This window comes from Candidatus Laterigemmans baculatus, from assembly GCF_010367455.1.
GTDB classification, from domain to species: domain Bacteria; phylum Planctomycetota; class Planctomycetia; order Pirellulales; family Pirellulaceae; genus Laterigemmans; species Laterigemmans baculatus.
In genome coordinates this window covers 44,755-68,983 of record NZ_WRPR01000126.1, presented here as the reverse complement: position 1 = coordinate 68,983, position 24,229 = coordinate 44,755, and the positions used below count along the sequence as shown (strand labels likewise).

Annotated in this window: 18 protein-coding genes; 17 read left to right on the top strand and 1 reads right to left on the bottom strand. The window is 60.9% G+C overall.

Annotated elements, in window-relative coordinates:
- Positions 1-4: 4 nt before the first annotated feature.
- The 6 genes from GNK13_RS19480 (at position 5) to GNK13_RS19455 (ending at position 5,752) form a co-directional block, all read left to right on the top strand.
- Positions 5-766, top strand: coding sequence for a hypothetical protein (locus GNK13_RS19480; RefSeq protein WP_164104233.1), 762 nt, complete (start codon positions 5-7; stop codon positions 764-766).
- A 236-nt stretch (positions 767-1,002) separates the two neighbouring features.
- Positions 1,003-2,013 carry a hypothetical protein gene (locus tag GNK13_RS19475; protein ID WP_164104232.1) on the top strand — a complete coding sequence of 337 codons (1,011 nt, stop codon included), beginning with the start codon at positions 1,003-1,005 and terminating at the stop codon, positions 2,011-2,013.
- Between the two features lie 359 nt (positions 2,014-2,372).
- Positions 2,373-2,789, top strand: a complete 417-nt coding sequence (locus GNK13_RS19470; protein ID WP_164104231.1) for a hypothetical protein — start codon at positions 2,373-2,375, stop codon at positions 2,787-2,789.
- 17 nt (positions 2,790-2,806) lie between these two features.
- Entirely contained in the window at positions 2,807-3,775 is a 969-nt protein-coding gene (locus GNK13_RS19465; RefSeq protein WP_235935344.1) for a TIGR01777 family oxidoreductase, read from the top strand.
- 40 nt (positions 3,776-3,815) lie between these two features.
- Positions 3,816-4,865 (top strand): ADP-ribosylglycohydrolase family protein, encoded by a 1,050-nt coding sequence (locus GNK13_RS19460; RefSeq protein ID WP_164104229.1) that lies wholly within the window; start codon positions 3,816-3,818, stop codon positions 4,863-4,865.
- Positions 4,865-5,752, top strand: coding sequence for a M28 family metallopeptidase (locus tag GNK13_RS19455; RefSeq protein ID WP_164104228.1), 888 nt, complete (start codon positions 4,865-4,867; stop codon positions 5,750-5,752). The genes GNK13_RS19460 and GNK13_RS19455 overlap by 1 nt, the downstream gene beginning before the upstream one ends.
- A gap of 27 nt (positions 5,753-5,779) precedes the next feature.
- Here the strand turns inward: GNK13_RS19455 and GNK13_RS19450 are convergent, their stop codons facing one another.
- Positions 5,780-6,007 (bottom strand): hypothetical protein, encoded by a 228-nt coding sequence (locus GNK13_RS19450; protein WP_164104227.1) that lies wholly within the window; start codon positions 6,005-6,007, stop codon positions 5,780-5,782.
- A gap of 224 nt (positions 6,008-6,231) precedes the next feature.
- Between GNK13_RS19450 and GNK13_RS19445 the strand changes: the two genes are divergently transcribed.
- The 11 genes from GNK13_RS19445 (at position 6,232) to pglW (ending at position 24,139) form a co-directional block, all read left to right on the top strand.
- Positions 6,232-6,807, top strand: coding sequence for an RNA 2'-phosphotransferase (locus tag GNK13_RS19445; protein WP_164104226.1), 576 nt, complete (start codon positions 6,232-6,234; stop codon positions 6,805-6,807).
- Between the two features lie 147 nt (positions 6,808-6,954).
- Entirely contained in the window at positions 6,955-8,826 is a 1,872-nt protein-coding gene (locus tag GNK13_RS19440) for a trypsin-like peptidase domain-containing protein (RefSeq protein ID WP_164104225.1), read from the top strand.
- A 250-nt stretch (positions 8,827-9,076) separates the two neighbouring features.
- On the top strand, positions 9,077-10,390 hold the full coding sequence (locus GNK13_RS19435; RefSeq protein WP_164104224.1) for a hypothetical protein: 1,314 nt from the start codon (positions 9,077-9,079) through the stop codon (positions 10,388-10,390).
- Positions 10,387-12,786 carry a GAP1-N2 domain-containing protein gene (locus GNK13_RS21555; protein ID WP_203329156.1) on the top strand — a complete coding sequence of 800 codons (2,400 nt, stop codon included), beginning with the start codon at positions 10,387-10,389 and terminating at the stop codon, positions 12,784-12,786. The genes GNK13_RS19435 and GNK13_RS21555 overlap by 4 nt, the downstream gene beginning before the upstream one ends.
- Before the next feature lie 16 nt (positions 12,787-12,802).
- Positions 12,803-15,694, top strand: a complete 2,892-nt coding sequence (locus tag GNK13_RS19425) for a hypothetical protein (protein WP_164104223.1) — start codon at positions 12,803-12,805, stop codon at positions 15,692-15,694.
- Positions 15,695-15,709: 15 nt separating this feature from the next.
- Positions 15,710-16,687, top strand: coding sequence for a DUF4339 domain-containing protein (locus GNK13_RS21950; protein ID WP_164104222.1), 978 nt, complete (start codon positions 15,710-15,712; stop codon positions 16,685-16,687).
- Positions 16,688-16,865: 178 nt separating this feature from the next.
- Positions 16,866-17,612, top strand: coding sequence for a MotA/TolQ/ExbB proton channel family protein (locus tag GNK13_RS19415; protein WP_203545383.1), 747 nt, complete (start codon positions 16,866-16,868; stop codon positions 17,610-17,612).
- Positions 17,613-17,667: 55 nt separating this feature from the next.
- Positions 17,668-18,495 carry a hypothetical protein gene (locus GNK13_RS19410; RefSeq protein WP_164104220.1) on the top strand — a complete coding sequence of 276 codons (828 nt, stop codon included), beginning with the start codon at positions 17,668-17,670 and terminating at the stop codon, positions 18,493-18,495.
- Positions 18,492-19,400 (top strand): hypothetical protein, encoded by a 909-nt coding sequence (locus tag GNK13_RS19405; RefSeq protein ID WP_164104219.1) that lies wholly within the window; start codon positions 18,492-18,494, stop codon positions 19,398-19,400. Before GNK13_RS19410 ends, GNK13_RS19405 begins: the two co-directional genes overlap by 4 nt.
- A gap of 185 nt (positions 19,401-19,585) precedes the next feature.
- Positions 19,586-19,807 carry a MerR family transcriptional regulator gene (locus tag GNK13_RS19400; RefSeq protein WP_164104218.1) on the top strand — a complete coding sequence of 74 codons (222 nt, stop codon included), beginning with the start codon at positions 19,586-19,588 and terminating at the stop codon, positions 19,805-19,807.
- Positions 19,808-19,861: 54 nt separating this feature from the next.
- Positions 19,862-24,139 carry a BREX system serine/threonine kinase PglW gene (gene pglW, locus GNK13_RS19395; RefSeq protein ID WP_164104217.1) on the top strand — a complete coding sequence of 1,426 codons (4,278 nt, stop codon included), beginning with the start codon at positions 19,862-19,864 and terminating at the stop codon, positions 24,137-24,139.
- Positions 24,140-24,229: the final 90 nt, after the last annotated feature.

Sequence of the window (24,229 nt, the reverse complement as noted above, 5' to 3'; positions counted from 1 at the left end):
GATCATGGCCAGACCCTCATTACGAGAAGCTGCCAAGCTGGCCCAAGTTCGCTCCTTCAAGGACCTGAAGGGGGATGAGAAGAAATCGCTGAAGCAAGTGGGCGTTACGAGCCCTAAATTCAAGGAGTTGCAGGCTGGGTATGCAGAACGGTCGATGGACCCGACAAAATGGCTCGGAGTCCTCAGGTTCTTCCAGGAACTGCAAGCGGACCGAAAGCTCGTAAAGCCGGTACGCGACCTCTGTGGCATCGACGCCCGCGCACTCCGTTCGTTCAAGCATCTCACGAGCATCGAAGACGAAGATTTTGACAGGTGGGCCGCCTCTGGTCTGTCTCTCTCCATGTTGCGACTACTCGGCATAGCCTGGTCAAGAACCAAGACGGGGGACGAAAGGGGCCAGAAACGGCAGACCCATATCCGGGAGCTCGCAGACCGTGCCGTTGCGGAGGGATGGACGGTTCGGGAGCTCGAGCGAAAGCTTCATCCCCACAAGAAACGCAAGGCCGAGAAGGAAAGGGACTTGCAGGTCTGCTTCTCGACGCTCGCGTCTCTCCTTGCGGACCTCGAGGGCTCTGCCGGCTCATCGAAGAGGAAGTCCCCAAAAAACAAGTCACCGCTGAACGACGTGGCGAAGGAATACAAACGTGACTGGGGAAGAAATCCCAAATTGCTGTCAGAGGACCAGCGGGAAGTATTGGCGGCCGCGGTACTAAAGGTCGCGGAACTCCAACCGACTGGGAACCTTGGGAAATCCCGAAGAAAGTAAGGACCACCGCTTCGATCCAGGCTCAGCTTCTCATCTGGCCATCCCGCCCTTGATGAAACGACGCGGGATTCGGGCGGTTTGCTCGTGCCCCCTAAACCTCGGTACAATATCGTGACCCAGGTGCGCTTACCGTTAGCGCCCCGGGAGTGCCAGGCGGCGAGTCCTGGTCGGCTGTCCGCATGAACTCCCAGACAGCCCCGTGTCTCCCAATACTTCCGACCAAGGAATCGAAAACGATGCCGACACTGATGCGAAAGAAACGGGCGAGCCAAAAATCGTCCAGGGCGTCCGCGGCCAAAACGAAGATCAAGGTGTCTCGGCTCAGGTACCTGTCCGCCCGCGACAAGAAATGGCTGACGCACGAGTCGATCCGGCTCCACCCAGCCGCGCTCAGTATGCCCAAACTGGAACGGGAGGAGTATCAGGTCTTGAAACGCTCGATTGCCCCCGAGGGCCGCCCAGTCCATTTGATAAACCCCATCGTCATCACCTCGAAAGGGCTGATTGTCGACGGCCGGCACCGCGCGAGGGCCCTCGTTGAGTCTGGCCACGGAGAAGAGCTCATTTCCCAGATCGCGGCGCGGCAAGGCGAGTGGGTGGAATTGTTGCCTGAGCGCGAGAATCCACTTCACTATGCCGTGAGGATCCAACGTGGACGCCGGAACTGCCCGGCATGGATGATCGCGTTGGCAGCGTTACCCGAATATGAGAAGGCTGTCGAGGAGGGAAACCGCCTTCGCGGAAAGCGAGGACGCACCAACGGCGCAAAATCTCCTGTCGACGCTTTTTGCGAAAACATCGGCATCTCGAAATCCGTCTTCAATCAGATTTCCTGGGTACAGCGGACGGCACCGCCCCACGATTTCGAGACTCTGAAGGCGGGGGACGTCACTCTTAATGCACTTTACAACAGGCTCAAGGCGGAGGAGAAGGAACGGCTGGCTGCGTGCGGCGCCGGGACATCGTCATGCGATGAGCCATCGACCGACGGATGCTCTACCAAGAAGAGCAGGCAGGAACGCGGTGGCAAAAGGGCGACCGACGGCCGATCCACTGAGGGCGGAAAGCCCACAGCACGCCGCTCGCCGCGTCCCGACCGAGAGCGGGCTGCGGAGTTGGTCAACCAGTTACTCAGCGGAGATGCTGTCCAGGCTGCCGCTGCAGCCGCCCGAGATCTGATAGCGTCGCTCGACGCGGGCCCCCGGCAGCTGCTCATCGACGCGGCCCACGAGGCCGCATCAACTTGATCACCTTGAGATGAGTCCTCCCTTCCTTTGCCGTTGCGGGTTAAGATCCTGCGCCAGTTCTTAATGCGTCCGCCGCCGCGGACGCCTGCCGTGCCGCCGTGAGTACCCGGCGCAATCCCATTCCTGCCAGTAAGATGCACCTGCTGGTTTCGCATGGCTGGCCTCCCGGCACGGGTTCGCCTCCACCTCGCTCCCCCCTACCAGATTTTCTCCTGACGTCAGCCGCACCTGAGTGCAGCGCAAACTGCCGGCTCGGCAAACGCGGCGTCGGGATCGATGACCTGCCGCAGGTAGCACCGCTAGAGTCCCTGACGGAACGCCCTGACCAACTTTCCTCAACGTTTACCAGTGCCCCATTCATGACCGTTCTCCAACAACTCCCTAACCAGCAAGCCTCGACCCCCTCGAAGACCAAGTACAAGCGAGCCGTCGCACGGATGCGGCCGACTGACAGCCCCGAAGAGGCTCGCTACGGATACCTGCTCGAGATCGAGAGCACTCCGTACCTGGTGACACCGTTCAAAACCCAGCGCCAGCGCGACAAATTTGAACATGCAGTCGTCGGTGATTATCCCCATTGCCTCGATTTCGGGTTGGCAGCTGCAATCACGCTCGCCTACGCCGGCGAGGATTCTGCCGACCGGCGAGCAGGGTTGGAACTCCTCGAGAAGGTGCTCAGCGACTATTGCGACCGCTACGGCGATCCGCTCGAGTACGAGGGAATAGCCCACCAGGACCTGACCCAGGAGATTTTGAAGAGCTGCACGCCTCAATGACGAACAAGAGAGAACCGGTGACGAAGCTGGACGGGAAGAAGGTCGTCGTTGCTGGGGGAAGCGGCTTCATTGGAACATCCTTGACGGATCACCTCACCGCTTGCGGTGCTTCGGTTGCAATTCTCTCCCGCTCCAAGCCCACGCAACCCGGGCTTTGTGAGCATCAGTCGTGGGACGCCCGCTCGGTCGGCTCTTGGGTGGAAGTGATCGACGGTGCCGATGCTGTGATCAATCTGGTCGGGCGGACCGTCAACTGCATCAAGACCCCGGATCACCAGGATGAGATCCTGCGATCGCGGATCGAAGCGACCCGGGTCCTCGGTGTGGCGATGCGTTCCGTGGCATCGCCGCCGCCCGTCTGGGTGCAAATGAGCACGGCTCATATCTATGGCGACCCGCCGAGCCTCGTTTGCACGGAAAGCTCTGCCGAAGGCTTTGGATTCGCACCCGAGATCGCTCGCGCGTGGGAGCAGGAATTCGCCGACAGCAAGCTGCCGGAGCAGCGCGGCGTCACTCTGCGGACCAGCTTCGTGGTGGGACGTGACCGGGGTGCAGGCAGCGGTGCCCTTTCGACGCTCGGCCTGCTGGCGAGGCTGGGATTGGGCGGTCGCGTCGGCAGCGGAACACAGGGGATGAGCTGGATTCATGAGACCGACCTGAATCGTCTGTTCGCTCAGGCGATCGCGGATGAAACGATGTCGGGCCCGTACATTGCGTCCTCACCCAATCCTGTTTCGCAGATTGAGTTCATGCGCACGCTTCGCCGAGTTCTCGGCATGCCCATCGGCTTCCCAGCTCTCGAGTGGATGGTGCGGATCGGCGCTCCGTTGTTCTTGCGGACGGATCCCGAACTGGCCCTCTACGGCCGGTACGTGGTGTCGGAACGACTGGCGGACGCGAAGTTCGAATTCCATTACCCGGAGCTGGAGCCTGCTCTGCGCGACCTGTATGCCAAGCCTATGAATAGGCCGGAGCCGGAGAAATAAGTCGCTCTGCAGGTTCGATGGATGAGACAACGGAGACCGCATGAGCGTCGAGGCAATTGCTGGCTGTATCCTGAGCACCGCGGTCGGTGACGCGTTGGGGCTGCCGTACGAAGGCGTCTCGCGCGATCGGGCTCCACGCCTGCTGGGGCCACCGACGCGGCATCGCTTCCTGTTCGGCCGCGGGATGATTTCTGACGACACCGAGCACACGCTGATGGTCGCGCAGTCGCTGATCGAAGCGGGCGACGACGCGGACGATTTCGCACATCGGCTCGCATGGCGACTCCGCTGGTGGATCCTCGCCCTGCCGGCTGGTGTCGGAAAAGCGAAGGCTCGCAGCGGAATCAAACTCTGGCTGGGCGCCTCGCCCACAACCGCCGGCGTCTTTTCAGCCGGCAACGGACCAGCGATGCGAGCTGCGATCCTTGGAGCGGTGTTTGACGACAGAGATACGCTTCTCCGCTTCACCAAAGCCTCCTCGCGGCTCACGCACACCGACCCGAAAGCCGAGGCGGGTGCGATCGCTGTGGCACTCGCGGCTCAGGCCTCACGGGCGGGCATGCAGGATCCGAGCCACTTCCTGCAGTCGCTCACCGAATGCGTCGGCGAGGAAGCTAGCGAACTGGTCGCCCTGGTCCGCCAGGCGAGCGAGAGCGTCTCAGCTGGCGAATCGACCCGAGCGCTTGCCGCCTCACTCGGCTTGGAGAAGGGAGTCACCGGGTACACGTACCACACGGTGCCGGTCGTGATCCACGCCTGGCTATCCCATCCAACCGACTACGCTACGGCAGTCACCGCGGTGATCGAGTGCGGCGGCGACGCGGATACTACTGCGGCGATCGTGGGCGGAATAGTCGGAGCGGGAGTCGGTCGCGAGGGGATTCCGAAAGAGTGGGTCTACCGGCTCTGCGAGTGGCCGCGAAGCGTCCGCTGGATGGCTCGCCTGGCACAGCAGTTAGCCGAGGTCCGGAGCACCTCGGCTCCCGCGAAAGCCATAAGCGTCAATCCCGTGGCCGTGCTCCCTCGCAATCTACTGTTTCTCGCGGTAGTCCTGGTTCACGGCTTCCGGCGTTTGGCCCCACCGTACTGATGACCATCGACCGCGAAACGATCGAAGCGAATCTCCACCAGCACGTCGAGATCCTCGCCGGGCTGATCGGCCCCCGCACGCTCGCGCGCCCCAAGACGATCGCGGCCACCATCGGGTACCTCGAGAATCAGTGGCGAGAGATCGGCTTTGAGGTCGAGCGGGAGTCCTACGTCGCCCTCGGCGAGCAGGCCACAAATCTGATCGTGGAGAAGAGGGGGACAAGCCGCTCCGACCAGATCGTCCTGCTGGGTGCCCATTACGACACGGTCAGCACAACGCCCGGAGCCGACGACAACGCCTCGGCCATCGCGGTCCTGCTGGAGGTCAGCCGTTTGCTCCACAGCCATGACGGCCGACGGACCGCACGCTACGTCGCGTTTGCTTGCGAGGAGCCGCTCTTCTTCAACTTTGGCGAAATGGGGAGCCAGCATCACGCCAGCCAGTGCCGGCAGCGAGGCGACCGGATCGTCGGCATGCTCTGCTTAGAGATGGTCGGGTACTTCAGCGACAAGCTCGGCTCGCAGCAAGTCCCTGCGACCATTCCCGCCCGCTTGCACCGCTTCTTCCCTCGCCGCGGCAACTTCTTGGCCGCCGTCGGCAACCCGCCGTCATGGAAGCTGGCCTGGGCCTTCCGCCGCGGCTTCAAGCGAGCCACGCGACTGCCCCTGTTTTCGATCTGCCTGCCGGAAACGGTCCAAGAAATCCGCCTCAGCGACAACAGCTCCTTTTGGGACCAGGGCTACCCGGCCCTGATGCTGACCGACACCAGCTTCCTGCGGAATCCCAACTACCACCTCGAAACCGACACCCCCGACACCCTCGACTACGCCCGCATGACCGAAGTCACCCTCGGCGTCGCAGGCGCGATGCGGCGACTGCTCAAGTAGCGGTTACGGGGCTGTCGGGCGGCATTCTCACATTACGACCAGTCTCGCAATGTGGAACTCACTGGAGAGGTCACTTGGGGCGCGATACGCTTCGACGATCGCCCCCGACAGGTACCATTCGCCCTTTCGCGGTTTCCTCGAATCCCCTGTGGCCATTGCTCGCACGCCCGTCTTGTCCGGTACTCCGAGAGGCACCAGGTCCTCGGTAGTCGGTTCGTCGGCCAGTGGGAAGTACTTACCAGTCAGCGATGCCATAGATGAAGGCCTGCGATGAGCCGGGGGATCGACGGGAAACGGTGCCCTGCCTAACTGCGGGAAGCGGCACCAGCTTACCAGCGTCGCCGGGAATCGGTCAGGCGGCGGTTCGGAGGCTGTGGATCCTCCGCCCCGCTTGCAGAAGCAGCGTTCGACCGCATCAGCGAAGTGGCCCAAAATCGTGCGGTGCACGACACGAGACCCCATGAAGCGAACAGAATCTCATGAATAAGTCACTCGTCTCCACCAGCAAATTCCTCAGCCTTGTCTTGCGGCACAAGCCGGAGGTGATCGGGGTGCAGCTCGATCCGGAGGGCTGGCTCGGGATCGCTGTGCTGCTCGACAAGGGCAACCAGCATGGGCACTCGCTCACGCTGGAACTCCTGCATGAGGTGGTCGCGACCAACGACAAGAAGCGGTTCTCGCTCAGCGACGACGGGCTCCGCATTCGAGCCAACCAGGGTCACTCGATCACGGCGGTCGACCTGAAGCTGGAACCGGCGAGTCCGCCCGATGCTCTTTACCACGGGACCGTCGCAGCTTTCCTCGATGGAATCCGCAAGCACGGCCTACTCAAGCGGTCTCGCAACCACGTCCACCTCTCTGCCGACGAGCTTACGGCCACCAAGGTCGGCTCGCGTCGCGGCAAGCCGATCGTCCTGACCGTGGCCGCCGCCCGAATGCACGAGACCGGCCACGAGTTCTACCAGTCGGCCAACGGAGTCTGGCTCACCGAAGCCGTGCCAGCCGAATACCTGACGTTTTCAGCGGGTTCCGAGAGGAAGACGCCGCTGAGCTAGGCGTGGGCTCCTGCAGTAATCCGCGCAGGAATCACGAACGGACGGGCCGCGGAGATCCACAGCGACTTTTCCCCCCGAAAGGGCTTTTCGACACACCTCCCGTGTGTAAACTGCTTTCCTCGGACACTACCATTCGGGGGCCCTCCAGTGCGCTGGCTATTTTTCATCTGCTGCTCCGTGCTCTCCTGCTTTGGGAGCATCTCGTCACACGCTGCGGAAGCGAACGGGGACACCTCGGAGGTCAGGACGTGGAAGGCCCGCTTCGGCAACTTCAGCGTTGACGCTTCCTACGTGTCTCAAGCAGACGGAAACGTCACCCTACGAAAAGCTACAGGCGACGAAGTTACGGTGCCGATTCAACGGCTGTCCCAAGACGACGTCCTGTGGCTCGAGCTGCGGCTGTTCGACGCGGACGACCGACAATCGGTGGAGTTGTGCGAAGTTCCCGCCGGTGAACTCCTGAAGCGGTCAGCAACGTCCTTCGGAACCTTCGTTGCAATCCACAACCAGCTTTCCTCCAGCCCTATCCCTGGGCTGTACGCGGCCGTTTCCGCGGCCGCGATCGAAAACGAACCGCGCAAGGCGCGGGCAATCTTGGCGGAAGTTGAACGCCGTATCGAGGCCCAGCGTGAGAACTTCCCCGAGCGCCATCACGAGACCCTCGTTTCCGTGCTGAACAACCAGGCCGTCTGCGAAATCAAGGAAAACCGAGGGTCCACCGCAGCCGTCCTCTTGCTCAAGGCCCTGGAACTCGAGTCAGCATCAGCGCATGGCGTTCTCATCCATAACGCGAGACTGCTTTCGGAGAAAGCTGCGGAGACAGGCAGTCGGCTGGCAATCAACTCCGCTAAGCTCAGTGAACTCCGTCTGAAAAGCGCGAACGTTTCCTCGCGGCACGAGATCGATGCACTTCCGCCTTTTTTCTTCTACCTCACCGACAGCACAGCACCCGCGGCCGAAACGCAAACCTCATCCGCCGGTGCAACTGAGCCGAGCGAACTGCCGCTCCCGACAAGCTTGAAGGGCTTAGAACTACTGAGCAGTGGAAGCGGTTTCGTCATCGCGCCCAATTGGGTGATGACTAACCGGCACGTGGCGGAGAAAACAACGCGGACGCAAGCGCTGGCGGTCTGGAACGAGGGCCATTCACCGTCCGTCACCAGCGGTAAGCCACTCCTCGCTTCGGAGGTGATTCTCGCATCGCCTGGAGGACCGGATCTCGCCCTCCTGCGAGTCGATGGACTCAATGTTCCTCCAGTTCCATTTTGTCTCTCCCAACCGACGGAAGGCAGCGATCTGCTGATCTGCGGGTACCCCGACCCGCAGCGATTCGGCGCTTCGCTGACGGTGAGCGGCGGCTTACTGAACAAAATCCACCCCGTAACCCGCGAGTTGTGGACGGACGCCAAGATCGACTCTGGCAACAGTGGTGGACCGATATTCGGACTCGACGGATCGGCGGTGGGAGTCGCCACCGCGAGAAGCTTGGGGAACGGCACCATCGACAGCTTGCTGACGGACGAAAAACGCGGCATCGGCGTGTTCGGCCTGGAGGCTCGCAAATGGCTTGCGGCAACCGCACCTCAAATTTCGCTCGCCCAACCTGGTCCGCCGGGCCAGCATCTGAGCAAGCAGGAGATCGTAGAGCGGTACCGATCTTCTATCTTCTGCGTTCTCGTGTACGGGGATACCCCGCGTGGGCCGGCACCGTCTGCGGGGCGAGCCCCAACTGCGAGCCCGGAACCGGCGTCGAGACTGCAGCCTCCAACGGGCATCTTGCCAGAACTGTGGTGCTCTCGCTGCAACGGAGTGGGCTTCCTTGACTGCCGAAATTCGCGATGCAACCGTGGCGCCGTCACCGCGAAGAAGAAGGTGGTCGTGGGACGGGCGATGGTCGCCCCAGGGAAAACGGGCCCAGTCTACGGAGAGGAGGTGGTTCGGCTCAAATGCACCGTCTGCTCTGGCAAGGGGGGTGCCGACTGTCCGGATTGTGAGAGAGGACTACTCCGAGGTCAGTAGTTGTCATTGAAACAAAGTCGGGCACTCACGACCATTCGCGAGCCGCAACCGGCGCCGGAGTCACGAGACCACCAACGCCGCATCTGAGCTCCTCACCACGAAAGCCTCTTCATTGAGGAGCGGCGATGGCGTCGCCAAGTGGACGGCGATCTTACTCCTCTGACCGACGACTTACGCGTGATCCCCTGGGGCTCGGGGATTTCTGCCATTACTGACAACCCATCGCTTCTTCACTGGAACAAACTCGCGCATGCCAGCTGCTTCTCCTGCTTCCGCTTTAACTCTGCTCACAGAGGTGACGTGCCCACACTGCTGGCAGCGATTTGCACCCGAAGAGTCGCTATGGATTTCTGAACATCCGGATCTTTCGGGAGATGCCAAGCTCGGCTTTGAGCATGCGCGACGGTTTCTTCCGTCACGGTTTTCCGTTGAAGGGGATGCTATCGACGAGGGAGGTTATCGCGCGACGAAAATGGCGTGCCCGAACTGCCACCTTGAGGTCCCGCGACCGTTCTACCAAGTACCGTCGATCTTCTTCTCGATTTTGGGTGCCCCTGCCTGCGGCAAAAGCTACTTCCTCGCCTCAATGACCTGGAAGATGCGACAGACGCTTCCCCGATACTTCAGCGTATCAATGAACGATGCCGATGCATCCGCCAATGCACGATTGCATCAATACGAGGAACAGCAGTTCCTTAATCCCAATCCCGACCAGCTCGTAGCGATCGCGAAAACGGAAACACAGGGCGACCTGTACGATCTGGTCAACATGGGTGACCACTCCATCACGCTGCCACGCCCGTTCATGTTCACGCTGCAGCCACTGGGAAAGCATCCCAACCATGCCCGCAGCAAGCGAATCTCACGGATTATGTGCCTGTATGACAACGCGGGGGAGAGCTTCCTTCCAGGCGCGGATACAGTGTCCAGTCCGGTCACTCGACACCTAGCGCTGTCGTCGTGCCTATTCTTCTGCTTCGATCCGACGCAGGATCCCCGTTTCCGTCGCGCATGCGAAGGCAAGTCTGAGGACCCACAAATGACTCGCCGGACGGCGAGACTAGACCGTGAGGCAAGCGTTCGTCAGGACACAATTCTGCTGGAAGCGATCCAGCGCGTGCGTCGCCATGCGGGACTTCGGGAAGACGAGCTGCACCAACGCCCATTGGTCATCGTTGTTACCAAATGGGACAGCTGGCACCGCCTGCTGCCCGAGGCGTCCCGCGATGAGCCGTACTTCGATATCCAAGGACAAAGTGTCCGCTCGCTGAACCGAGACCGAATTCAGGCGATCTCCAGCCAAGTTGGCGACCTGCTCCGAGAGCTGTGCCCAGAGATTGTTGCAGCGGCGGAAGGATTTGCCCGGGACTTGACCTTCATTCCGGTGAGTGCCACGGGCCGTAGCCCGGAACTGGACCCGGAGAGTGGCTCGCTTGGTATCCGTCCTCGCGACATGGATCCCTACTGGGTCGAAGTTCCGATGCTGTACGCGCTGAATTCGTCGGCGAGAGGTCTTATTGGTTCTCAGCACATTATCTCTCCTCAAAGCGGACAAGCGTCGTGAGTGTCGAACTGCTTTACACGTCCGCCCCGCGAGGGCTGCGACAGGGAAGCCGGGGGTTCTGCACGGTGCTCAGCACCGCCGGAATGCCACTGAATTTGGCGAACCGGCTGGAATCACTTTCCGGATATCGCCAGCTTTTTCCACCGCAGCATCCGCAAGCGAGCGAGAATCCGGTGGCATATTCGCACTTCCGGATCTCTCTCTCGGGGCAGAGTCTTTCCGTTCTGTCCCGCGTCGGCGACTATGGCACCGACTACAGCGGTCGCACGAATAAGATTGCACATCACGTGGTCGTCGACGCGGCAGAGGCACCTGCCGCCGGGCCCGCTTGGCTGCTGCGTCACTCGGGAGTGATGCGATCCAACTGGGACGGCAATTGCGAGACGCCCGCGACCGGTCCCGCGATCCCACAGGGCGACCAACAGCCGGCGATCTGCCACGCCTGGCAGTCGATCACCGGTGATGCCGGATGGGGCGGCGTCGTTGCCGAAGCACTTACTGTTCGCTCGAGCAAGCCGACTTGGATCGTTTACTCTCTCGCCCAGCAATCGAAACTCCTTGAGCTGATCGATGAATCAATTGCCTTGCTTCCGGCGAGTGAGCGCTGGCAAGCCACTTTCAGCACCTATGCCGCGAACCTCTCTCCCGACATCGACTGCCGCGTCCGCTGCGTCGTCGAAGGATCTGAGGAAGCAAGGCTCGCGGCGGCACGCGGGCAGGTAATTGACCTGACGGTCGATCTACAACCGGCGCCGAGTTCTGCTTTTACAGAGCGTGCGCAAACGGGGGCTCCAGCGGCCCACGAATTCCGTGCCTCCACCGCACCCGAACCCGATGCACGAGCCCTGGCGTATGCGGATACTCCGCTCCCTGCCCCCCCACCCGGCAAGGACACCCTTTCACCTCCGCCGTCACCCGCTCTGCGCAGCCGCAGGTTGCCTCCCGGTCCTCCGTTAGAAAAAGCACCGACGGCGAGTCGAAACCTGAAAGCTGCGTACATATTGGGCGCCTTATTGGCCGTGCTGGCCGGGTCTGCTGCGGTATTCGGCGTTCCTCAGATTTACCACCGAGTTTCCGCGTCTGTGGCATCTAACAAGGACACTGCTGGATCAGCGGCTGAAGCGGAAAAAGCTGCCGCTGAGAAAGCTGCCGCCGAGAAAGCTGCCGCCGAGAAAGCTGCCGCCGAGAAAGCTGCCGCCGAGAAAGCTGCCGCCGAGAAAGCGGCTGCCGAGAAAGCGGCTGCCGAGAAAGCGGCCGCCGAGAAAGCTGCCGCCGAGAAAGCTGCTGCTGAGAAAGCTGCTGCTGAGAAAGCCGCCGCCGAGAAAGCCGCCGCCGAGAAAGCCGCCGCCGAGAAAGCCGCTGCCGAGAAAGCCGCCGCCGAGAAAGCCGCTGCCGAGAAAGCCGCTGCCGAGAAAGCCGCTGCCGAGAAAGCCGCCGCCGAGAAAGCCGCCGCCGAGAAAGCCGCCGCCGAACGCATGGCTTTATTTGGGCCGTTTCGAGTGTCTCTCGATATAGAAAGTTTGGCTGTGGGCACCATCGACGGCGTGGCACGAATACCGTTCGATAAAATCGAGGGTGCGCAGGGAAGCACATGGTACTATCCCGACAAAAACGCTCTGGAGATCGAACGCGTCGCCCCAGTGCGACTAACGACGAGGAAGCTCAATCAGGAAGCGAGGAATCGGAAGCTAATCGCGATGGATAAGCCCTTTGCGATCTCTCAAATCTCCCAAATTCAAGAATTCAAAAATTACAGCAGGGTCTCAACTCCATTTTCAAAAAACCCACTGGTTTCCGCATTTTCGTCAGCAGCAAATAACGAAGTGATCGTGCGGATTGTCTTCGATTCTAGCAGACCCAGCATCGACGGATTAGAAGAGCTTGAAAGAATTGCAACCAATGTGCGGCGGGATTACGAGCGAACATGCAAGACTTCTGAAGTACTGCGTGCGCTTCACCAGTCAACATCACTCACGCCAATCGATGATGGCCCCGAGAAGACCATTCCGCTTGAAGGCGTAACCCTCAAAGAGAAGGCTATTACTGGGATTGCGAATCTCATCGAGAGACATGACAGCTTGAGCAAGGAAGCTTCGCGACTGAAGTCTGAGTACGAAGATAGAACTGCAGCCATCAAAGCCGAAATGGCGGGTGTGGTGACGGATGACGCAAAAACTGCGTTGAGGAAAAAGGCCCGAGAATTCAGCGATCTAGCGGAAAAGGCCGCGGAACTAGTCGATCAGTTTGCAAACCTAAAAAATTCTCTCGCAGAGTTCGCCAGCGGTGTTGAGGTAGACCTCGGGACACTGAGTTTTGAAACGCTTCCGGAAGGCGGCTTGTTGGCCCGACCTGCGATTCTGCAGGAGAAGAACATAACCATACTCATTAAGTTTTGATCGCATTCAATTAAACATGACGTCACCTGTTGATCAAATTCGTCAGCTCCTAGACAAGCGGGATGGGCTTTCGGTCGAGTCCATGCGGCCGTTGGCTGCTGCGTACTCCGAAGAGGTCACTCGCGTCAACGAGCGTCTGCGCGATGCAGCACAACTGCTCCGCAAGGGGCTGCGCAGCGAAGCAATTCAGCGAGCCAGCCTGCACCCAAACGCGATCGAAGGCGCTGCAAACCTCGACTTCCCCGAGTATGAGGACTGGTTCGAAATCCTTCAGTTCCTCGCGATTCCGCTTCCGCCCGACCTCGATCGGGATGCGGCGGAACAGTTGAACGAGGCGATCGTCGAAACGCAGCCTCTTAACAAGATTCTCAAGCAACATCGTCGGCTGGCGATCGCTCGTGCTCCGCTAGCGTGGCGGTTGAGAATTCTCCGTCGTCTCGCGGCGCTCGACCTAACGAGCAGCGTGTGGGAAGAGGACCTCGAATCTTGGGAAGAGGCTCGGCTCAAGCAAATCCCCGGGGAACTACAAGCTGCGATCAAGGCCGAGGATACCGACAAGGTCGCGTCCATCGTTGATGAACTGGCTGATCCGTCGTGGCGAAACACGCCGGACCCGAAACTGGTTGACCAGGCACGCACCGCACTTCGTCGCTTCGCGCATGAAGCCCATCTTGAGCGCCTCCGAGTGCTCGTGCCGCAGTTGCATGACGCGTTCAATGAGTTCAATGAGGCAGAAGCCCGACGCCTGCGAGACGAACTGCGCTCGACAGAGAAGCGAATGACTGACGCGATTCCGGCTGACCTAGCCGAACACGCGGAGCCGGCGCTGCTCTGGCTAGAGGAGATCGATCGAGAGGCTAACCTCCGGCAAGAACATGCCGTCGCCGTCGCAGGTTTTGAAGCAGCCCTTGATGCCCATGCCCCGGCCTCTGACCTTCAACGTGCTTTCCACCAAGCCACCCGATTCGATGAGCCGCTCAGTCCGGAATTACAGCAGCGATATCGAGTCGCCATGGAAGAGCGGCAACTAGCGGCAAAACGCAAGACGCAGGCCGTCATCGCCGGCATTGGCGCCGCCACGCTCCTCATGGCCGCCGTCATAGGCTACTGGCAATACCAGTCACTCCAGGAGCGCAAAGTCGCTGCAGCGCATGCTCAACTTAAGGGATTGCTGGATGCTGAGAAGCTCAGTGAGGCTGAGGGGCTCTGGAAGCGGATCGAGTCAAGCCAGCCTCAGATCGCTGCCAGTACCCAATTAGCCCAGCTTGCGAGTCAGCTAACAACGATGCTGGCCAATGAGTCTTCCCGCGCTGCTCAGTTTGCGGACTACTTAGAACAAGCTGATGCCGAAGACCCAGCGCATATCGACTTATCGGCACTGGCTCGTGCGGAGAACTTGGCTGCCAACGAAGAAGAGAAAGCGTCTGCATTCCGCATCCGCCGTCGTCGTTCGCAGTGGGAAAGCGAGGTAACGGCGCAGCACTCGAAAGCGGTCACGACCGCGGTTGCCGAATTTACCCGGCAACTCGACCAATTCGAGTCGATGTCGGCGTCGAGGATCGAAACCGCCGAAATTGCTGCGTTGATCGCAAAGCTGAAGCACCTAGAAGCGACCTATCCGCGACGAGGATCCGCAGCTAGCGGCGAAATCGATCTCGTTCGCTCGCGGGCCGCGGCGATGAAACAGGCCGTGGAAGAGCAACGTCAACAGATGGATGCCATTGAGCGCGCCCATCAACGCGTCATTGACGCCCCTTCACTCAAGGCTTTTGCCGAAGGGCTTGAGGCATTCGCGCGTGACGCTCCGGATTCTCCGGCCGCCGATGAGTTCGCTCAAGCTGCGACCGAACAGCCCCTCTGGGAGCGTGCGCTCGCTTGGAACAGCGTAGCGGCGGCCCTTTCCTCGTCACTGAGTGCAAGCCTGACGCCCGATCAGGCCCAGTCCCTTCTCGAACGCAACGCAGAACTCCGGCGAGATCTGGAGCAAAACCCTGCTGAACTAGTGGCACCGGAGTGGCGCACGCGTTTGGAGGAAGTCGCGAATCGTACCAAAGTTCTTGATGAACTCTTTGCCGAACTACCGCAGACCGTCATCGCAGAGCTGAACACCGCAATCGACGCAGAAAAGAACCGCTACTTCGTCTACAAGAGCTACCAAGACCGGTACCCCGAGAAGTTTGACAACCGCAACTCAGGCACGACGAGCATTGACGTAGTGAGCACTGAAAGCGGTGCGGTCGCGGGTGAGCCAGCGCGTGAGCCGATCACGACGCTCCCGGAACCACGATCGACCATCCGCTGGTTGTCGGAGCGGGGACAGAGTGAGCGCAACGCCTTCCTCACGAACTGGAATCAAACATTCCTGAGGACGATAGCCGAACTCCGCAGTCGCCCGGATCTTGACGGGACGATTAAGGAAATGCTGCTTCTCCATCTGCTCGAAGGAGCCTGCAAGGGCAACCCCGCCCTCAAGGAGCTTCTCGCTGATGAGCTGCAACTGCTTCGGGCTCGGGGCGAGTTCCGCGAACAGTGGTACGTGGCGGGACCAGCGAACAGCCAGCTGGATCCCGAGATCGAACAGAAAGTCGTAGCGGCACTCTCATCTGCCTATCGAACCGATCCGTCGAGTCTTCGCGAACTGCACACCCTCGCTGAGCGGCGATACCGTTGGATAGGGTTCCTGACCCGGGACTCCTCGGGATCGATTGACGCTCACGTGAAGGACGCTCCTGACACTACAGGGCTCCTGCTAATCGTGCGTGCCTCGCTCTCCGACCCGGGCCGGGTCACCTGGGTCCCAGTTGGAACGTGGGAGTCCGATCAACCGAAGCTTGACCGGACCTCCGCCGATTTGACCGCCGGCCGTCCGCTTTTCTTCCTTGGCTCTCCCTTAAACACCGATTCCTGAGCAGCACGCTTTCTCATGACCGACAGCTCGGACCAATATTTCGTTCGTTTCCGCGGCCGTACCCTCGGACCGCTTCCAGCTCAGCGGGTACAAGAGCTTGTGCGACGCGGCCAGATCACTCGTCTGCACGAGTTGTCGCCGGATGGCCTCTCCTGGTCCAAAGCTGAGACGTTCGACTCGCTTTTCCGAAGGCCCGCTCCGCAATCCGCTTCCTCGTCGACGACTCAGGCTGTAGAGCCGCAGACTTCGACCGGTGGTGCGGAGCCTGCCACCCCTCAGCCACTCACAGCAAAAGCAGGGAGCGCTGCAGATCCGGAGGTTCAGTGGTACGCCCATATCGGAGAAGAGAGCCGAGGTCCGGTCTCGACTCAGAAGCTAATGGAGTGGATTGACGGCGGCGTCGTCGACCGCACCACCCTCGTCTGGCGTGCCGGCTTCGATTCGTGGCAACCGGCAGAGCAATCCCTCCCGCAACGATTCAGTCCTATTCAACCTGGCCATGCCGCATCACCATTCAGCCGCCGCCCTACGCTGTCGCTCGGAGCATACGACACTACAACAACTGGCAACCCAAATGACTGGTCGCTCCTGGCCACAGAGATGCATCGTCGACGTGGTTGGGCACTGTTCTTCGGAATCTTTCTCATTTCGCTTGCCAGCCTACAAGTTCTGGCCCAAATCGTCGTTTTGCTCATGGCGGCTAGTAATAGCGAAAGCCGCGCAGAGACGTTCGGCGCCGCAATATGGGCCATGACCGGCCTCGCAATCGCTGGTCCCATTCTGTATTCGGGCATCCTCGTCATCCGTTATTGCAACTGGGTGTCAGAATTTCGGGACGATCAGAACCAGGCGAATGCTCTGAAAGCCTTAAAGCGGCTCAGCTCATTGTGGATGTTTAGCGGCATCACCGCGCTCGTATGGCTGGTTTTGCTGATTGCTGCCCCAATCATAGTAATAACGCTCGGACTCGAAGCCATAGAAGCGTTTTCATAGCAGATATTACTCCAACATCCAGATCCCGCTTCGTTTCGAAACGAGGGCAGCAACGACTGTGACTTATCTAACTTCTCCACCGCTTCCGCGACCGCTAAGCGTTCTACGCAGCGATCCAGAACGACGTCTCGGCATTCCCGCTGGCAATGGCACCGCTGTTAACACTGCATTTTCAGGCTTGATTGCGGCAGTGTTAACCACGATGTTTTATACCGCCGTCTACTTCCTACCGGAGCATCACTTCCGTGCAATGCTCCTCGATCGAGGGCCAACCCAATACTTCGCCGTCTTTCTGGGATTTTGGTGCGTAGTGATTCTTCTGTTCAAACGCAGCAAATTGGGAGTCCAGCGGCGAGCGTTGTCGCATTCCGTCGTTCCCGAGACGCATGACTTCGTACTTTCGTCGCAAACCGCTGATCACCTGATCCGAAACATCCATGCGATTGCGGAGGATCCAGAACGGTTCCTCGTTTACAACCGGATCCTTGTCGCGGTGTCGAACCTCAAGAACCTCGGCCGCGTCTCCGACGTCGACGACATACTTCGTTCGCTGTCCGAGAGGGACGAATCCGCGCATCAGACGTCGTTCGCGACACTTGGCGGGTTCCTTTGGGCGATCCCAGTGCTCGGCTTCATCGGCACAGTTCTCGGTCTCGCATCGGCGATTGGAAACTTCAGTTCACTGCTGGAGCAGCAATCGGATGTCAGCGGCATCGTCGGCTCCCTGCGTGAAGTAACCGGCGGACTGAGCACCGCGTTCGAGACGACGCTGTTGGCACTCGTAATTGCCTTGGTAGTGCAGCTCTGGATTACTGCGCAGAAAAAGGCAGAAGAAGTCTTTCTCGACGACTGCCAAGAATACTGCTTGAAGCAGATCGTCAGTCGCATCCGAATCTTGCCATTCGAGCAATCTCGCGATGTCTGACTGGCACCATGTCCAGTAGGCTACCCCACCGAAGCCGCTTTCCTTCGGCCATTACATGAAACGTCGCTCAGTTGGTCCCGGAATTTCCTTCTTCGCTTTCCAGGACATCATCACCGCAGTGGTTGGAATCTTTATCCTGATCACGTTGATACTCGTGCTCGAGCTCGCCCAACGCGTCGAGGCAGCGACCAGTCCACCCACGGTTGATATCGAGCAGCTCCAGACATCGCTCGCCTCTCTCGAGGCGGAGGTCGAGAAGATGCAAGCAGAGTTTGAGCGACGCATGTCGAGCCAGAAGCAGCTCGCCAACCTCAACGAGTTCAACCGCGACGCTAAGATTGCGGAACTGCGATATGCAGCGCAAGCGGCAAGCGAGCGACTTGCCAGCGCGCAAGTGGAGAATCAACGGGCGGACCGGAGCCTCAAGGAGGCTCAGAAGGCCGAATCGGCGCTCCTGCAGAAATCCGCCGCTCTTGCGGACGACCGGGAACTGATCGCCGACCTGCGAGAGAGGCTGAAGGAAATGGGCCGTCGCATTAACGAGATCGAAAGCGAAGATCCTTTGATCTACCGTGACAATACAGCCGACGGGCAGTATCTCACTCTGCTAACGCTTGGAGATGGGGAAATCGAGCTGAGCGACGCCCTCAGCAAGAAAACCCTCCGCTGGAATGGGCTAGGGAGGATACATCAGTTTCGTGAGTGGCTAGATCATACGGACCTGCAGTCGCGACATATTCTACTCCTTGTTCGCCCGGGCGGCGCTCGTGACTTCGAGCGTCTGCAAGCGGAACTGGAGATGGACCACGCAACGTTCGGGTACGACGTCATCGGGACGAATCGAACCATCCATATGGCCTTCGAAGTGGATGAGTCGCCGTGAAGCGAGAAATGTCCGACAGCTCGAGTTTCGACCTGTTTCTCGATACGATTTGCAACACCTTCGGCGGGATCGTCTTTTTGGCGATCCTGCTGGCCATCATGATTCAGACGCGTGCAATCGTTAAATCCCCAGAGAGGTCAGACCAGCAACCGCCAACGCCCGATGAAGTCCGCGAGCTAATCACGAAGCTCGATTTGCTAGCCGCCCAACATGCTGATCTTCAGCAGTCATTAGCAAATTCGCCCGCGCGTGCCGAGTTACCCGAAGACGCGCAGTTTCAGGAGCTCGCGGCGCAACTGGACCAGTTGACCAGTGAGCTTGCCGAGATGACGGCGATGAATGCGTCGCAGACACGGCAACTCGCGGAAGTCCTCGCCGAAAACTCGCGACTCGAGGAAGAGAACCGACGAGTTCCAGCGGAACTGCAGGCCGTCCAGAACCAGGTGAACCAAGCGACTGCTGCACTGCGCACCACGTTGGCAGACCAGCAACAGACCCTGCAGGTGCCGCGTGTGCGGGACTCGAATGCAGCATCAGTCCTGCTGCTGCTGCAATCTCAGAGGGTGTTTTTGGCGATGGAGCCTGACGCCTTTGGTCTAGGCGTCAATAGCCGGCATGTTACGACTGCTGGAAGCCTGGCTACCGAATTGATGATTACACCGTTAGCGGGATCGGGCTGGCCGGTTGCCACCTCTGACGGATGGAAACGCATAGAGCAGCTGATACTAGAAATCAGATCCAAGGGAAAAGCCGTGAGTATTGCAGTCTGGCCAGATTCCTACGAAGCATTCGCAGAGGTCAAGTCCCGGATGGTTGCTTCCGGTGTGGGGTATCAGCTGGTCGTAATGGGGGAAGGTGAAACGCTGGTGCTAAGAAACGGCGGAGGTCGTTCGACTATTCAATGAATAACCGCGTGCCGCTCCGCCCCAACGATGTATGCCGAATGTAGGTCAGCGGCCATTTCGGCCTCTGTCGCTCGCTAGCGGCATCCGTATGCCAGCTTCTCTCGCGCCCTCGGGTTTGGTAGGGTTCGTGCATCCTTGTGCCCGGGTTGTGCGGGGGCGGATTTCCTCCGGAGGAGGGGCGGGTGATGCCGAATCTCGACGATTATCTCACGATCAAAGAAGCGGCGGCCTTTCTGGGGGTCTCCCCCAATACGCTCCGCAGCTGGGGATCCAGCGGCAAGCTGCCCGAGCACCGCAACCCGATCAACGGCTATCGGCTGTTCAAGATCGCTGATCTCGAGGAATTGCTCGCACGGATCGAAAGCTCTCGTAGCTCTGGATCCGGACAGCGGCAACAGCCGAAGTAGTGTGAATGCCCGGGGGCAGGGCGGCATCAGGGCATCGTGGAAAGCAAATCAGGTATGGGCTCGCAGTTTTGGACGACCGTTTCGGAGTCGCAGTTTCCCTGGGAACGCGACGCGCTGGACTTTGTCCGCGAGCGGCTGCCCGAGCGCGAGCCGTTCCGCGCGTGGTCGAACTTCGAGTTCATCGCCGATGACGGCAGCATCAACGAAGTCGACCTGCTCGTCCTTTCCCCGGTCGGGCTGTTCCTAGTCGAGATCAAATCCCAGCCGGGTGAGCTGCGGGGGGATGCCGGCACGTGGACCTGGCAGAAGCCGGACGGAAAACTCGTCACGACCGATAACCCGCTGTACCTGGCGAACCAAAAGGCCAAAAAGCTGGCTTCGCTGCTCGGGCGGCAGAAAGTCGTCAAGCGCAAGCGGGGGCGGGTCCCGTTCATCGAGTCCCTGGTCTTCTGCTCGGCTCCCGCCCTCCGGCTCCAGCTGGAAGGCACCGCCGCCTACCGCGTCTGCATTCGTGACGGCGGAGAGGAGTCCGAGGGGCCGCGGCCGGGGATCATGGCGGCTCTTGAGCGGCGGGAGTGCCCGGGACTCGATCCGCATCCGAAGGGAGGCGGCGACCGCGAAACCGCGCGGCTGATCTGCCAGGCGATGGACCAAGCCGGTATCCGGCCGTCTCGACGGCATCGCAAAGTCAGTGACTTCGAGCTGAAGCAACTGCTTGGCGAAGGAAAAGAGCTCGGCGGCCGTCCGGCCTACCAGGATTGGCTGGCGACGCACGTCCAGCTGTCTCAGACGCGGCGCCGCGTTCGTATCTATCTCGTTCGCACCAGTGCCAACGACGATGACCGGCAGATGATCCAGCGGGCGGCCATGCGCGAAGCCCAGCTGCTGGAAACGCTCGAGCACCCCGGCATCCTCCGCATCTACGGGTTCACCGAGCACGAGTTGGGCCCAGCGCTGATCTTCGAGCACGACCCGCTCAGCCTGCGGCTTGACCACTTCCTGGCCCAACGCGGCGCCAAGCTGACTCCCGAAGCTCGCCTCGAGCTCCTGCGGCAAATCGCTGAAGTCGTGCAGTACGCCCACGAGAAGAAAATCGTCCACCGCGCCCTCAGCCCCCAGAACATCCTGGTTACCAATGCTGGCGGTCGCCCCCGGGTGAAGATCTTCAACTGGCAGGCCGGCTACCGCGGCGGCACTGCGTCCAGCGGCGTCTCCCGCGAGATCACCGCCACGTCCCATGTGGATCAGCTGGTCGACGACATCAGCACCGCCTACATGGCGCCAGAAGCCATGTCCGACGGGGACAACACCGGCGAACACCTCGATGTCTTCTCGCTCGGCTGCATCGCCTATCACCTCTTTTCCGGGGAAGCCCCCGCGGCGAATGGCCTGGAGCTGAGCAACAAGCTCCGCGAGACCCGCGGGCTGCAGATCAGCTCGGTCCTTGGTGGCGCCGGTGAGGCACTCCAGTCGCTGGTCCAGGAAAGCACGCACCCTGAAGTACCCAATCGCCCCGAGTCCGTGGCTCGTTTTCTCGAGGATCTGGACGCGGTCGAAGCGGAGGTGGCCAGTCCCGACGTCGACCACGTCGACGATCCGCATCATGCGAGCAAAGGGGACACGTTCCCTGGCGGCTACACCGTTGTCCGCCGCATCGGCGAAGGGTCGACGTCGATCGCGTTCCTAGTCGAACGGGGCGAGCAGAATTTCATCCTCAAGGTTGCCAACGACACCGATCACAACGACCGCATCCACGAAGAGGCGGAGATTCTCGGCAAGCTGCGGCACGCACGGATCGTCGAGCTGGATTCACCCGTAGAGATCGGCTCGTACGCTGGCTTCCTGATGAAGCCGGCCTTCGTCGAGCGAGCCAAGAAGAAGATCGAGACGCTGGGCCAGCGGGTGCGGCGTGACGGGCGACTTCACATCGATCTGCTTCAGCGGTTCGGCGAAGACCTGCTGGACGTCTTGAATTTCCTGGAAGAGCAGGGAATCCCGCACCGCGACATCAAGCCGGACAACATCGCTGTGGCACAAGCTGGCCGTAGCAACCGGCTTCACGCTTTAGTGTTCGACTTCTCGCTCTCCCGCACGCCAGCGGAAAACATCCGTGCGGGCACGAAGCACTACCTAGACCCGACGCTCCCAACGCGCAAGCCCTCGCCTCCGCGGTGGGACCTGCACGCGGAACGCTATGCCGCGGCTGTCACGCTTTACGAACTGGCCACCGGCACGTTGCCCCTGTGGGGAGACGGCATCACCGAACCGTCACAGCTGCCCGACAGCTGTGAAGTGACGATCAATCCGGAGCTGTTCGACAGCGGACTACGCGAATCGCTGACCGCGTTTTTCGAGCAAGCCCTGCGGCGGGATCCCAGCGAGCGTTTTGACAACGCCGAGGAGATGCAGCGGGCTTGGCGGCTGAGCTTCGAAGGCGTCGAGGAAGCCGGAGCGCTGACCGACGTCGAGGACGAGGATCAGCTGCGGGAGCTGCTCGCCGATGCCACGTTCGACACTCAAATCCCGGAATTAGGCCTGGGCACCCGCGCCACCAACGCCCTCGACCGAGCCAACATTCTCACCGTCGAGGATCTGCTGACCTTCCCGATGCGCCGCATCCTGCGGTTGCGCGGCGTGGGCAACAAGACGCGTCGCGAGATCTCGCTGGCGATCCGCATCCTGCGAGAGCGGCTGGGACGACCTGAGCAGGCGGGCGGCGTTCCGCAGGTAAGCGATGAAGAGGCGAAAGACGAGGATGTCGACAGCCTCAGCGTGGATCTGCTGATTCGTCGCGTCACGAAAGCCAGCACTCGAGCCGGGCAGGCGCAGCAGCGGGTGCTCGAAATCCTCCTGGGACTCGCTTCCGATGCACAGCAAGCGTGGGCGACGCAGTCGGACGTGGCTCGCTGCGTCGAGGTGACTCGAGCCCGCGTGGGGCAGATCGTGGGCAAGTTGCAAGAACGCTGGCGGCGGGATGCTGCGATCAGCCGGCTGCGAGAAGAGATCCACGAGATTCTGGTCGCGGCCGGCGGGGTGCTGTCCGCCGCGGATCTCAGCGAGGCAGTTCTCGCCGCGCGTGGTTCGGTGCAAGACGAGCCGATGCGGTCGCAGCTGGCGGCAGCGGTCACACGTGCCGCGCTAGAAGTGGAACGCACCACGGCCGAGCCGCGTTTCCTGGTGCGCCGCGAGGGCGGACGCGTCATCGTCGCCACCGGCCAAGAGCTCGCTGGTTACGCTTTCTCGCTCGGCCGCGTGGCCGATCAGCTCGCCGCGGAAGATCCCCTGGCCGCTCCCGCTCGCGCGATGGAGCGATTGCGGGCCGTACCGTTGCCGCACGAAGCCGAGCCGCTGACCGATTCCCGCCTGCTGCGGCTCGCCACTGCGGCATCCGAAACCGCTGCGGTTTCCAGCCGTCAGGAAATCTATCCCCGCGGGATGGAGGCAACTCGGGCACTGCGACTGTCGTACAACGCGCTGGTCGGCGTGAAGCAATTGACGGTCGAAGAAGTGCTCGAGCGGGTGCAGGGCCGCTATCCTGACGCGGCGCCGCTGCCCGGACGCCCACAGCTGGACGATATGCTCCGCGCCGCAGGGCTGGAACTCCGCTGGGACCCAGCCGCCGATTACCGCAAACACGGTCGACGCGGCGTCGGCTGCTACGTCGGCCCCAGAGGGAGCGGCTTCACCGTCACCAGCGGCAGCGAGACGCTGCAGCGCCAACCGACCACCCGGGGACCATTGCCGGCCGGAGAGCTCTCGCCGGAGGAAGCCGATGCGCGGCAGTTTGAAGAGCGGCTGCAGCGAGCCGCCCGCGACGGAGCGTTTTTGGCGCTACTGGTCCACCCTCGCGATTACCAACAAGCGGTCGAGGAGATCGCGCGTCGCTTCTCGGTGGAAGTGGTCGATTTTGAGGCGACGTTCCTCGAGCAGCTCAAGGCCGCCGCCGAGAAAGCCCGCGTCGACTGGACGTTGGTCTTGAAGACCGATGCCAAACCCGGCAGCGGCGACTGGCGCAAATTGCTGATGCTGGTCAGTCGGGCGGTGAAGCAGATGGAAGAGCAGATCCGCGGCAGCGACCGCACCGTCCTGCTGACCTACGCGAACCTGCTCGGCCGTTACGAGCAACTCGACCTGCTAGACCGTCTCCGAGACGCCCTCGGCCGCGACGGCCGACTCCCCGGCCTCTGGCTCCTAGTTCCCGGAGACCATCAGCCCCTGATGGATGGCAAGGCGATTCCAGTCTTGAGCCCCGCTCAGCGAGCGCAGGTTCCTGAGAGTTGGATCAGAAACGTACACCGCAGTCGGCATTTAGCAGCAGTAGGGCCCGAATGATGAACGAGGCCTCACGCAAAGGCGCAAAGGCGCCAAGGAAACTGAATTCCCCCCTTTGCGAGCTTTGCGCCTTTGCGTGAGGCTCATCCC

Coding starts and splice junctions, on each gene's coding strand:
- GNK13_RS19480 (WP_164104233.1), top strand. CDS start 5: ATGGCCAGACCCTCATTACGAGAAGCTGCCAAGCTGGCCCAAGTTCGC.
- GNK13_RS19475 (WP_164104232.1), top strand. CDS start 1,003: ATGCCGACACTGATGCGAAAGAAACGGGCGAGCCAAAAATCGTCCAGG.
- GNK13_RS19470 (WP_164104231.1), top strand. CDS start 2,373: ATGACCGTTCTCCAACAACTCCCTAACCAGCAAGCCTCGACCCCCTCG.
- GNK13_RS19460 (WP_164104229.1), top strand. CDS start 3,816: ATGAGCGTCGAGGCAATTGCTGGCTGTATCCTGAGCACCGCGGTCGGT.
- GNK13_RS19455 (WP_164104228.1), top strand. CDS start 4,865: ATGACCATCGACCGCGAAACGATCGAAGCGAATCTCCACCAGCACGTC.
- GNK13_RS19450 (WP_164104227.1), bottom strand. CDS start 6,007: ATGGCATCGCTGACTGGTAAGTACTTCCCACTGGCCGACGAACCGACT.
- GNK13_RS19445 (WP_164104226.1), top strand. CDS start 6,232: ATGAATAAGTCACTCGTCTCCACCAGCAAATTCCTCAGCCTTGTCTTG.
- GNK13_RS19435 (WP_164104224.1), top strand. CDS start 9,077: ATGCCAGCTGCTTCTCCTGCTTCCGCTTTAACTCTGCTCACAGAGGTG.
- GNK13_RS19425 (WP_164104223.1), top strand. CDS start 12,803: ATGACGTCACCTGTTGATCAAATTCGTCAGCTCCTAGACAAGCGGGAT.
- GNK13_RS21950 (WP_164104222.1), top strand. CDS start 15,710: ATGACCGACAGCTCGGACCAATATTTCGTTCGTTTCCGCGGCCGTACC.
- GNK13_RS19410 (WP_164104220.1), top strand. CDS start 17,668: ATGAAACGTCGCTCAGTTGGTCCCGGAATTTCCTTCTTCGCTTTCCAG.
- GNK13_RS19400 (WP_164104218.1), top strand. CDS start 19,586: ATGCCGAATCTCGACGATTATCTCACGATCAAAGAAGCGGCGGCCTTT.
- pglW (WP_164104217.1), top strand. CDS start 19,862: ATGGGCTCGCAGTTTTGGACGACCGTTTCGGAGTCGCAGTTTCCCTGG.